Origin of the sequence: Corallococcus sp. AB032C (assembly GCF_003668935.1) — a bacterium.
In the GTDB taxonomy this organism is placed as follows: Bacteria; Myxococcota; Myxococcia; order Myxococcales; family Myxococcaceae; genus Corallococcus; species Corallococcus exiguus.
Window position 1 is genome coordinate 32,289 of record NZ_RAWP01000086.1, and the last position, 12,284, is coordinate 44,572.

The 12,284-nt window shown below is 70.6% G+C and carries 6 protein-coding genes; 3 read left to right on the forward strand and 3 right to left on the reverse strand.

The window, feature by feature from the left end:
• Positions 1–474, reverse strand: a complete 474-nt coding sequence (locus D7X99_RS30355) for a hypothetical protein (protein ID WP_233613845.1) — start codon at positions 472–474, stop codon at positions 1–3.
• 346 nt (positions 475–820) lie between these two features.
• On the opposite strand from D7X99_RS30355, the gene D7X99_RS30360 reads away from it, so the two are divergent.
• Positions 821–2,644 (forward strand): CotH kinase family protein, encoded by a 1,824-nt coding sequence (locus tag D7X99_RS30360; protein ID WP_121780828.1) that lies wholly within the window; start codon positions 821–823, stop codon positions 2,642–2,644.
• A 3-nt stretch (positions 2,645–2,647) separates the two neighbouring features.
• On the opposite strand, the gene pbpC is transcribed toward D7X99_RS30360, so the two are convergent.
• The gene (pbpC, locus tag D7X99_RS30365; RefSeq protein WP_121780829.1) at positions 2,648–5,008 is read right to left on the reverse strand and encodes a penicillin-binding protein 1C; all 2,361 of its coding nucleotides are present in this window, start codon (positions 5,006–5,008) and stop codon (positions 2,648–2,650) included.
• A 5-nt stretch (positions 5,009–5,013) separates the two neighbouring features.
• Complete coding sequence (locus tag D7X99_RS30370) at positions 5,014–10,728, reverse strand: Ig-like domain-containing alpha-2-macroglobulin family protein (protein WP_121780830.1); 5,715 nt, start codon at positions 10,726–10,728, stop codon at positions 5,014–5,016.
• Between the two features lie 418 nt (positions 10,729–11,146).
• On the opposite strand from D7X99_RS30370, the gene D7X99_RS30375 reads away from it, so the two are divergent.
• Both D7X99_RS30375 and D7X99_RS30380 read left to right on the forward strand, forming a co-directional pair.
• On the forward strand, positions 11,147–11,878 hold the full coding sequence (locus tag D7X99_RS30375) for an RNA methyltransferase (RefSeq protein ID WP_121780831.1): 732 nt from the start codon (positions 11,147–11,149) through the stop codon (positions 11,876–11,878).
• Positions 11,879–11,980: 102 nt separating this feature from the next.
• On the forward strand, positions 11,981–12,199 hold the full coding sequence (locus D7X99_RS30380) for a hypothetical protein (RefSeq protein WP_043323852.1): 219 nt from the start codon (positions 11,981–11,983) through the stop codon (positions 12,197–12,199).
• Positions 12,200–12,284 lie beyond the last annotated feature (85 nt).

Sequence of the window (12,284 nt, forward strand, 5' to 3'; positions counted from 1 at the left end):
TCAGGACTGCGCGGCGACGAGGGCGGCGTTGGCGCGAGCCAGCGGCCCCCCGTCGTTGGGGATGCGCTCGAAGTCCCCGCGCAGGGCCTTGATGGCGAACTTCTCCAAATCAATCTCCCGGCGGGTGCGTACGCCCAGCCCTCGCACGAGCACGGAGAGGGGCCCGAAGCCGGTGAGGCCGTGCTGGAGGAGCAGGGCCAGGGTGATTCCGCCGAGCACTCGCCAGCCCCGGCCGGACCTAGGGCCCAGCAGCAGGCCGCCGAGCGCCAGCGCGGGGACGCCCACGACCAGAGTGCGGTGCACGTCCCACTCGTGCTCCAGCTTTTCGAGGTACCGGCTCATCTCCGAGCGGTCCCCCTGCTCCGCCATGTAGCGGACGCACGACTCCACATGCGCGTCGATGCGCCGGTTCATCGTGGATGGCGCGTGGGCGCGCACGGCATCGGTCGAGGTCTGGTTCCAGGACTCCATCATCGCTCCCTTGACGGACTTGGGCCGTCCTCCAGCCTGCTCTCAAGAAAGCTAGGTCCGGCGGTCGTGTCCGTGCACAGCGCGGCGTTCCGTGGCCTTTGCCCGGCTGCTCGCCCCGGAGGGCGATGACGCCTGCCTCCCCTGTTCTGGAGGGCAGGCGGGCAGGCCTCACGCGGTCCGGCAGAGGCTCCTGGAGAGGGCAGGCGAGCATTCCGGGGAGGGAAAGAGTTTTCCATTCGCTGGGTGATCCAGGGCCCATGCGTCGCCCCTGTGGACTTCCTTGCAGGCGACGGGCGGCTCCTTCCGCCTTCCTGGCAGGGAGGCATGGGGCTTGCTCAGGGGTAGGACGATGATGCGCGTACGACTCCTGATCAGCCTCTCGATGCTGCTGGCCGCATGCGGTGCCGGAACATCGAATCCCGATGACTCACCGCCCTCCGTGACCGACCCCGGTATCACGGACCCCAGCAATCCGGACTCCGGCACGCCCGACTCGGGCACCCCGGATGCAGGGGGTTCCGACGGCGGCTCCGTGGATGCGGGCACCGACCCCGTGGATGGCGGGAGCACGGATGCAGGCACGGATCCGCGGCCCGTTCCGGAGGTGGAGCGGCCCTACACGCTGCCGAAGCTCCAGACGACGGTGCCGGAGTACGGGCTGATCATGCCTCCGGAGGTGCTGGAGAAGTTCATCAACGACCCGTGGACGGAGGAGCAGGACGCGACGTTCCAGGCGAACGGCAAGACGCTCCCCGTGAAGGTGCGGCTGCGCGGCGCCTCCGCGCGCTTCTTCAACAAGAAGAGCTGGAACGTCAGCTTCGCGGACAAGGACAAGTTCGAGGGGCGCACGTCGCTCAACCTCATCGCCGAGTACGCCGACGCGTCGATGATCGCGGAGAAGATCTCCTACGACCTGCTGGCTGCGATGCGGGTGCCGGCGTCGAAGGCGACGTTCGTGCGGCTCTCCGTGAACGGCCACTACGAGGGCGTGTTCCTGGAGGTGGAGCAGGTCAACAAGGCCTTCGTCAAAGCGAGGCAGTTCCCGGATGACGACGCGTCCATCTACCGCGCGGGCTGGAAGGACACGGAGTTCAAGACGTGGAAGGTCCCCTACCAGGGCGACTGGGTGAAGAAGACGAACGAGAGCGAGCCCGACGATGCGCTGTGGGAGGTGCTGGACGTCATCAACCACACGCCGGAGCCGCGGCTGGTGGCCGCGCTGGAGAAGAACCTGGAGGTTGAGTCCTACGTACGCTCCATGGTGTTGGACGCGCTGATGTCCAACAACTACGTGGAGGACTCCGAGAGCTACTTCATGCACGACGACATCACCGGGCGCTGGCGCTACGTGCCGTGGGACCTGAACAACGTGGACGCGCGCTGGTGGCACGAGAACACCGTCGAGGACCAGTCCGTCTCCACGAAGAACATGAAGCACCCGCTGTTCAGCTTCACGCTGCTGGATGGCTGGGTGGAGAAGATGTACCAGCAGCGCAAGCTGGAACAGGGGAGCTACCCGGGCTACCTGCCGGCGTTCTCCAACATGGGCACGCGCGTGGTGCTGAACCCCGTGCTGCGCGCCCGGCTGGAGGCGCGGCTGGACAAGGCGCTGGACGAGGTCTTCACCTCGGCGGTGATGGACCCGTACATCGACCAGCTCCATGCGTTGATCAACGCGTCCATGCAGCAGGACCCGTACATGGACTACGCGAAGTTCAGCGTGGGCAAGGCGTACATGAAGCGCTTCGTGAAGGTGCGCCGCGAGTTCGTGATGGCGGAGGTGAAGCGGCTGAAGGCGGCTCGGTCCACGCTGGTGCTGGAAGCGTTCGACCCGCGCTCGGGCTGGGTGGAGGTGGCCAACCACGGCACGCAGGCCGTGTCGCTCCAGGGCATGACGCTGACCACGAACCTGCGGGTGAACCTGGCGGGCGGTGACTACGCGCCCACCATCGTGAAGGCCCCCATGGGCGCGGTGCTGGGCAACACGACGGTGGCGCCGGGCCAGACGGTGCGGCTCACGGCCGGCTCGCTGGGCATCACCTTCCCCGCCAAGGGCGAGGTGGGCCTGTTCGACGGCACGTCGGTGGTGGGCGTGAAGGACGCGCTGTTCTACGGCGAGCTGCCCGCGGGCAAGCACTACGCCCGCGGCGCGGAGGGCTGGGAGGTGCGCTGAGCCCTACTGCCGCTCGCGCACCACCAAGGTGCGGCGAGCGGTGAGGCCGCGGTCGTCGGTGACGAGGATGTCGTGCGTGCCTACGCTCGGCTTCCACCACAGGCGCTCCGCGGCCTTCGCCGTTCCCAGGACGGCGCCGTCCACGAACCACGTCAGCTCCCGGTCGTGCGCGGCCTCCGCCTCCAGGGGGATCTTCTGCTCCTCCGTGTTCATGCCCGGGATGAGCAGCGCCACCGTCCCTTCCGGCGGCGAGAGGATGGTCGGCGTGTCTCGCTCGCCTCCAGCGACGCAGCCGGGTGCCAGGGGCGGCGGCTCAGGCAACTGACGCTGCTGCTCCGCGAGCCACCGCCGCAGGCTGGACGGCCAGGTCAGGTACACGCGCGACTCCGTCTTGCGCCCGTCACGGCACCCCGGCCCCACCGCCAGCCCCGTCGTCACGTCCACCTCCACGCGGTGGTGGTACGGACACGGCGTCGTCGGCACCGCCGTGCGCACCGCGTCCACCCGCTTGCGCTGCGTGCACGCGTCCGTGGGCAGGTGCCCCGAGTACGCGCACACCTCCACGCTCACCAGGTCCTTCGGCGGCGCGGCGTCCTCCTCCTGCACCGCCGTGCCTCGCGGGCCGATGCCTTCCAGGATGTCGAACAGCAGCGGGGCCGCGTTCTCCGCTCCCACCAGGTGCACGCTCGACGCGTGGTCGAAGTTGCCCAGCCACACCACCGCCGTGTGCTTCGGACCGGAGCCCGCCGCCCACGCATCCCGGTTGCCGAAGCTCGTGCCCGTCTTCCAGTGCACCCGCGCCGGCAGCCCCGTGAGCCGCCTCCGCTCCGGGAAGTCCGGCCGATCCCTCAACGCCAACGCCTGTCGCGTCAGCCACGACGCTCCCGGAGACACCAACGCCTGGGCCTTCTTCGGCGCCGTGTCCTGCGCCAGCACCCGCAGCGGACGCACCTGACCATCTCCCGCCAGCGCCAGGTACACGCCCGTCAACTCCAGCGGCGTCAGCTCCAAGCCGCCCACCGCCGCGGACAGGCCGTAGTGCCCCGGCCGTGGATCCAGGCTGGTGACTCCCGCCTGCCGCAGTGAACCCAGGAAGCCCTCCACTCCTATCCTTTCCAGAAGCCTCACGAATGGAAGGTTGAGCGACTGGGACAGCGCGGACTCCATCCGCACCAGCCCCAGGAATCGACCGTCGAAGTTGCGCGGCTGGTAGCCGCCGTAAGCCATGGGGATGTCCGGCACCAGCGTCTCCGGCCCCACCAGGCCCTGATCAATCCCGAGCGCATAGAGCAGCGGCTTGAGCGCCGACCCCGGCGAGCGCGGCGTGGCGAAGCCGATGATCTGCCCGCCGTGCTTCTCATCGAAGAAATTGAAGTTCCCCACCAGCGCGCGCACCTCACCCGTCTCCCGGTCCGCCACCACCGCCGCGCCGTTGTGGATGCCCTGCCGATCCAACCGCCGGGCCGCTTCGCCCAGCGTGCGCTCCACGAAGCGCTGCGTGCCCGCGTCCAGCGTCGTCGCCAGCCACGTCTCTCCGGGCCGCTTCGCCTTGAGCCACACCGCCGCGTGCGGCGCTTCCCTCGGAAACGGCGTGAGCACGTCCGGCACCGTCGTCGCCCGCACCTCCGCCAGCACCGTGTCGGACGCGACGCCCTCCACGGCCAGCCCTCCGGACTCCAGGAGCCTCCGGGCGATGTCGTCCCGGGCCGAGCGCAGCCGGTCCTGGTTCTCCGGCGACGGGAAGCGCCGATTCGGGTTCTGCGGTACCGCCAGCAGCGTGGCGATCTCCGCCGGGCTCAGGTGTTGGGCGGTGTGCCCGAAGTACGCGAGCGCCGCCGCCTCCACGCCCTCCACGTTGCGCCCGTAGGGCACGAACTGGAGATACGCCTCCAGCACCTCCTGCTTGGACAACCGCGCCTCCAACTGGGCGGCGCGGAACGACTCAATCACCTTCGAGGTGAACGTGCGGGGACGGGGCTCCAGCACGCGCACCAACTGCATCGTCAACGTGGAGGCTCCCGACACCCGCCGCCCCCGGCTCAGGTTGAGACCGAGGGCGCGCAGGGCCGCGAGCGGATCCACGCCCGGGTGCTGGAAGAACCGCTTGTCCTCCAGCGCCAGGAGGGCGCGGACATAGGCCCGGTCGATGCGGTCCTTCGGCGCGGGGATGCGCCACCGCTCGTCCGGGGCGAGGAAGACGTACGCGGGCGACCCGTCCCGGTACGCCATCACCACCGAGGGAGGCGCCGCCAACCGCTCCGGCAGCGGCACCCACCAGGCCGCCACGAGGCCCGTGCCCAACAGCACGAGCCCCGCCAGCGCCACCCCTACCCACTTCCTCACGTTGAGACGCACGCGACGCATGGGGCCTAGAGCAGGTCGTCCTTCCAGGGACCCAACACCTGCACCGTGCCCGCGGCATCCCGGGCCCAGAGCGAGGAGTCGTACATCGCTTCCGCCTCCGCGGACGGCAGGGTGAAGCTGCCCGCGGTCACCGCGCGCACCGCGTAGACGAGCTTCTTCGTCTCATGGGCCTGCAGCGCGCCGAACGCCTCCATGCGGTCATCGCGCACGTTCACGTAGTCGGCGGCCCAGACCGAATCCGCGTCCACCCAGTCCACGCTGCCGCCGCGCCCCAGGCGGGCGTTTTCGATCTCCCAGCCCGCCGGCAGCCGGTCCACCAGCGCGATGTTCTGCACGCGCTCGCCCCGGGTGTTGGTCACCTCCAGCTCCACGTAGATGAGGTCCGCCAGCTTCACCGGCTGCGCCTTCATGTCCAGCGCGGTGCCGTCCAGCGAGCGCCAGGTGCGCTTGAGCGTCAGGCCCTCTCCCCCCACCTTCACCTCGGGCGTGGTGCGCACGCCCTCGCTGTTGAGGATGAGGTACACGCTGCCGCTGCCCTTCTCCTTCAGGTCCAGCGACACGCTGGCGCGCTCGCTGGCGCGGGCCAGGGACCACGTGCGATCCGACACGCGCGAGTCCTTCTCCGCGACGGGCGTCACCGTCTTGCCCGCCACCGTGAGCGTGGGCGGTGAGAAGCTGGTCGCCGTGCCCTGCAGCCGCTTGCCCAGGCCGGTGATGCCCCAGACCAGCTCCTGCGTGGAGTAGTACGCCGACGTGCGGGACGACAGCGCCGTCGCCACCATGCGCGCCAGGGGTTCCCCTTCCGGCGCGTCGCCGAAGAGGTCCTGGAAGGTGCTGAGCATCATCCCGCGACGACGCCGGTCCGAGTAGAACGACCAGTTGTTGCGACGGTCATCGGTGACGGTGGACACGTCCGGGTTGCGCAGCTCCTTCTCGTAGCGGCGGTCGCCGGACAGCCACAGCGCGGCCTTGAGCAGGTACAGGTCCTCCTGCTCTTCGCCGCCGAGCGCGGCCTTCTTCGCCGCCGTCTCCAGCGCGCTCACCATCGCCTGCGCCCGCGCCTTGCGCCCCTTGCCCGCCACCGCGAGCACGTAGTGCATGTACGCCTCCGAGTGCTGGCCGTAGTGGTCGTCCTGCCCCACGCGGCCCTCCTTCCGGGTCAGCTCGTCACCCATCCACGCGAGCGCGCTGTCCACGCGGTCGTCCGGCACCGGGTACTTCAGCTTGCGCGCGTCCAGCAGCATGTGCGTCGCGTAGGCCGTGCCCCAGGCCATCGGCTCCGTCTGGCCCGGCCAGTACGCGAAGCCACCCGAGGCCGTCTGCATGGACAGCACCCGGTTGATGCCCGACTGCACCATGTCCTCCACCTTCGCCGTGGAGACCAGCGTCGGATCCACGCGCTCCACCAGCTGGCTCACGAACAGCAGCGGGCGGGTGGAGGACGTCGTCTGCTCGATGCAGCCGTACGGGTAGCGCACCAGGTACGAGAGGTGCTGGAGCGACTTCGCGTACGGATTGTTCGTCACCCAGACGTTGGTGCGCTCCGTGGTGGGCACCCAGCCGGCGAGCAGCGCCTTCAGGTCCGTGGTGCCCTCCGCCAGCTCCACCTGCTGGATCTTGCGCTCACGGGGACCGGCGGGAGACAGCGGCACGTCCAGCTGCTCGCGCGACGTGTAGCCACCACCCTCCACCGTCACCACCAACCGCGCCGCGCCCACGGACTGCACCGCGCGGCCCTGGAACACGAAGGTGCGGGACTTGCCGTCCTCCAGCTTCGCGCGGCCCTCGCTCTTTCCCTTGAGCTCCAGCGGCGAGCCCACGCCCTCCGGCATCGCGAGCCCCGGCACCGCCAGCGCCTCCGCGGACAGCGACACCTTCACGTCCTGCGCCTTGCCGGACAGGTTGGTGACGAAGACGGGGATTTGAATCTCGTCGTTCTGGGTGAGGAAGCGCGGCAGCGTCGTCTGGAGCACCAGCGGGTCACGCACCAGCACCTGCGCGCTGGCCCGGCCAATGCGCTTGGCCCCCGCCGTCACCACCATCACCCGCACCGCGCCCCGGTACTGCGGCAGCTTGAAGGGCACCTTCAGCTTGCCGCTGGCGGGCACCTCCACCACGCCGCTCCACAGGGCCACGGGCTTCACCGGCTGCACGCGGCCTTCCGCGCCGCCCTCGTCACCACCGGTGGAGCTGGAGTTGCCGCCCGGCGGAACCAGGAGCGCCCAGCCCACCGTCTCGTAGGTCTGGATGCCCAGCGCGCGCCGCGTGAAGATCTCCTTCAACGGATCCGGGCTCTGGAAGCGCGTGAGTGACAGGATGCCCTCGTCCACCACCGCCACGGTGGCGAAGGTGGGGCCCTCCACGCCCTCCACCGCCACGTCCACGGTGAGCGTGTCGTTGCTGCGGACCTCCTTGGGCACCGTCAGCGCGACGGCCTGGGTGAAGTCCACCGGCTCCAGCGCGATGCTGCCCACGCCGAAGGCGCGGTCGGGCATGAACGCCTGGGCGGATTCCAGGTGCGGGTCCTTCACCAGGAACGCGCTCACGTACACGTTGGGCGCGTACTCGGACGGCGTGAACGACCAGGACACCTCGCCGGGCTCCACCTGCTTCCACGCGGTGGTGAGCACGCGGTCGGTCTCCACCGTGAAGAGCACGCGGCCCCGGTAGGGCGCCTTCATCTTCACGGTGAGGGCCTCGCCCACCTTGCCCTTGGCGGGCAGCGACAGATCCAACGCCGTGGGCTTCAACGGCCGCGGCGTCTGGTCCACGCGCGAGCCCTCGCCCCACCAGTAGTAGCGGCCCTCGCCTTCGATGGCGAGGTCCGTCTGGGTGTTGCCCGCGCGAGCACGCACGAGGTAGCCCGCGCCGTCGCGGCCCGGCAGCACCGTGGCGGTGAAGCGGCCGTTCTCCACCTTCACCGTCGCCTCGCCCTCACGCTGCGGGCGCAGGTAGCGCTGGTAGCGCTCGTAGCCGGATTCCTCGTCGTAGTAGTAGCCGTAGTTCTCCTCGAGCAGCTGGTACTCCAGCTGCACCGTCTTCGGCGCCTTGCCTTCGGTGAAGGGCTGGCCGTTCCAGTCCACCACCACGCCGGTCAGCGTGAAGGGCGTGGCCGCCTTCACCTTCTGGGTGTTGGCCTGCAGGCCCAGGTAGTACGCCTCCGGGTGCACCGGCACGGTGGCCTCACCGATGGTGGAGCGGCCGCTGCCGGACTCGAAGACGCTGGCCACCGCGGACAGACGCGCCGCGCCCTTCATGGGGCCGGAGGCCGCCTGCGCCGGGCAGTTGAGGATCGCCTGCCCCTTCGCGTCGAGCGTGCCCTTCACCTGGCCCAGCGTCACAGGCCGGGGCAGGTTGCCGTCCTGGCGCCAGACGCCGTAGGTGTACTGGGCGTTCTGCTTGGGCTTGAAGGCCACGGACTCCAGCCGGCACGTCATCTCCACCGGGCTGCCCTCCGCGGAGCCGCCGAAGAGGTACGCGGCCTCCACGCCCACCGGAATCTCCGTGCCCTGAACGTAGCCCGGCGCGGTGGTGCTGGCCGTCACCTTCATGCGCTCCGGGACGAACTCCTCCACGTTCACCGCGTAGGAGGCCAGGTCGCGGTCCGCCACCTTGAGGCGCACCCAGTAGTGGCCCGTGTCCTGGAACGCCGCGAACGCCTGGTCGAAGGCCACGAGCCCCGCCGCGTTCGTCTTCAGCGTCACCTTGCGGATTTCACGCTCGCGAGGGTCGATGACGCGGACCTCCACCGGCATGCCCACGGGCGGCGCCAGGTTGTCCTGGCCGCGCAGCACGGCGGCCACGTGCGCGGTGTCACCGGGGCGGTACACGCCGCGGTCGGACCAGATGGAGGCGCGGTACGGCTGCTCGGCGCGATACGGCTCGCCCTGCACGTCCGAGTTGGCGATCTCCGTCTTCAGCTCGTCGTACTTGAGGTACGTCAGCTCGTCGCCCTTGCGCGCCACCAGCGCGAACGGGGCGCTCTCATCCACGCCGGGCGCGGGGACCTTCAGCTGGCAGCCCGCCTCGCCCTGCGTGGTGCAGCGGGCCACGGACTGCCCGCTCTTCTTCACCAGCGACACCTCCACGCCGGCCAGGGGCTCCGTGCTCTCCAGACCCAGGGCCCAGACCCACACCTCGCCGGAGTCCTTGGAGCCCACGGCGGGACCGCCGCGCTTGGCCACGAGGCTCAGGTCGGTGAGCAGGATGCGGGCGGCGGCCTTGTAGTCACCGCGCTCGGCGACGATCTCCACCAGGCCGCGCGTGTTCGCGGGCACCAGCGACGCCACGTCGATGTACGTAGTCAGCAGCGCGTCCGGCGTGGACTTGAGCGGCACCGCCTTGCGCACCAGCACGTTGCTCGTGCGCTCGTCGGCGCTCTCCGAGTAGTCGCTGCCCATCCAGAAGACGAGGTTCTCCGGCGGGATGTTGCGCACCGTGAGCGTCACCTCTTCCAGGTTGAGGTGCTGCAGGGGCAGGTTGCGCCACGCGCTGCGCGGCAGGTAGCGGCCGTTGGCGTTGAAGCGCACCTGGGACTGGCGCGCGGGCACGGAGAAGCCGCGCGACCAGGCGCCCATGAGCGTGCCGCCGCCCACGGAGAGCGTTCCCTCCGCGATGGAGAGCGTGTGCGGGCCGCGCTTGAAGTCACCGAAGATGCGGAAGCCGCGCCGCGACGGGGCCACGGTGAACTTCACCTTCGGCTTGAAGCGGATGGCTTCCTGGGCCACCGCGTCGCTCAGCGAGCAGCCCTTGTTGTCGTCGTTGTAGTAGTACGAGTCCCACTGCTCGTCGGTGGGGCTCGCCGGGGCGTCCGCCGCCACGTCGCGGCAGCTCACCTCGTAGAAGTGGCCGTTGGAGCCCTCCTGGAGGCTCACGTAGGTGATGTCCAGGCGCTTGCCGCCGTTCAGCAGGAGGGTGCCCGTGGCCGCGGGCGCCTGCACGGTGGAGGCTCCCCCCGCCGCCGTCAGCCCCTCGCGCAGCGCGAACTGCACCGTCGCGCCGGGCTTGAGCTTCGGGTGGGTGAGCGCCACGGACAGCGAGTTGCGCGTGTCCGCGCGGGTGCTCCACTTCACGTCGCTGATGACGGCGTCACCCACGCGGAAGCTGGTGCGGGAGCGCACTGCGGCCAGGTCCACCGGGCCGGAGAAGTCCACGTTCGCCTCCACGCGGTTCTTCAGCAGGTCCATGCGCGTGGGGTAGATCTGGGCGAACTTGAAGGCGTAGGTCGTGAAGTTGTAGCGCCACTCGCGCGCGGACGAAGGCTTGATGATGCCCGCGTCGGTGTTCACCGCGTCCACGGACACCGTGTACGTCGTGCCGGCGGCGAAACCCGTGGACGGAGTGAAGAGCAGCGACGAGGGGCCCGTCCACCGCAGGCTGCCCCCGACCTCCGGAGACACCGTGACGATGCTGCCGTCGACGCTCTCGTAGCGCGGGCGCACCGGCAGCGCGAACTCGATGACCACGCCCGTGGGCACGGCGTTCTCGCTGGCCAGCTCGTGGATGACGGGCGTGAGCTTCGCGGCCTGCACCGGAGCTGGGGTGGACGGGGACGTCGCGCTGGCGGCGGGCGCCTCGGTGGACGCGGGGGTGGCGGGCGGCGTCTTCGCGGGCTCTTGCTTGCAGCCAGCGGCGAGCGCGCCCACGAGCAACGCCGGCAAGAGCCAGCGGGCACGGGGAGCGCGCGCGGCCTTCGGCGGGACTGCGGACTGCGGGGACATGTTTCCTCCAGGAGGTGGCGGCGGAACCGATTTCATGCCGCGTGCCGCGCGTGGGGCTCTCGGAGGCGCACGGGAAGTGCGGCCCGGCGACCACGTGCCGGCGCTCCCCCATGCGCGTCCGCGGGCCCACAGGGTGTCCAGGCAGCCACACTCGCGGGTGGCCTCCGGACGCGCGGGACGCGGGATTTCGCGGTGCAGACTGGCGGTGAGACACCTCGGCGGTCAACTGGGGTCCCTGCCCGCCGGGACAAGCCCGGCACTCAATGAGGCCTCTGCCCGCCGGGACAAGCCCGGCGCTCAATGAGGCCTCTGCCCGCCGGGACAAGCCCGGCGCTCAATGAGGCCTCTGCCCGCCGGGACAAGCCCGGCGGTCAACTGGGGTCCCTGCATGGCGCATGGGGCGGTAGGGTGCGCGGCCATGGTGCTGCCCGTCCGATTCGTCCTCATGCGCCCGCGCAACGCGGAGAACCTGGGCGCCGCCGCCCGCGCCCTGAAGAACTGCGGCCTGTCCGACTGGGCCTGGGTGACGCCGGAGGTGGAGGACCTGGGCCCCGCCCACCGGCTCGCGGTGCACGCGGAGGACGTGCTGGGTGGGGTGAAGCGGCCGGACACGCTGGACGCGGCGGTGTCCGACTGCGTCTGGGTGGTGGGCACCAGCTCCCGCAAGGTTGAGGGCAAACGCCGCCTGTCGCCCCGGGCCGTGGGGGAGGAGCTGGTGGCGAGAGCGCAGCAGGGCCCGGTGGCGCTCGTCTTCGGGGATGAGCGCAGCGGCCTCACCAACGCGGAGGTGGAGCGCTGCCACGATCTGTCCGCGGTGCCCACCGCGCCGGAGCAGCCCTCCATCAACCTGGCGCAGGCGGTGCTGCTCTACGCCTACGAGGTCCGCATGGCGCACCTGGCGGACACCGCCCCGCCGCCGGGTCCCCTGCCCCTGGCCGCCACGGACGCGGAGCTGGCCCGCGTGGAGGCGACGCTAGAGGCGCTCCTGAGCACTGGCGGCTTCCTCGTGGACGAAAAGCCCGGGCGCACGGCGGTCCGAGACCTGGTCGCGCCCCTGCGCCGCTCCCGCCTCACGCGCAACGAGGCCCGGCTCTGGCTGGCCGCGCTGCACACCGTTCGCAAACACTTCCCGGGCAGGGACGACCCCTGAGCAGGCAGGGGGGCACCCCACCCCGCGCGGCGGGATGCCCGCGCGTCGCTACCTTTCCTGGAACGACCGAAGCCTCACGGAAAGGAGCACCGCGTGAACCACATGCCCTACGAGTCGATGATCGTGGGAGGCACCGAGCCCGGCCCTGGCCGTCAGGCGCCAGCCCACGAAGAGGTCTTCGAGGAACCCGGCCGCACGCCCGGGACGGCGGAGGACGGGGGGCTGGAGGAGGAGTCCCACCGCATGGCGGACGGCGACGAGCCGGGCCCGACGCCGGGCTCCGCCGAGGGCGATGACCCCGACGAACCCGTCCGCCACTAACTGAAGGACACGCCGCCGCCTCAAGCGCGGCTACAGTGCCGCGCCCATGCCTCGCAAGCCCGAACGGCCCCCCAAGTCCCCGCCC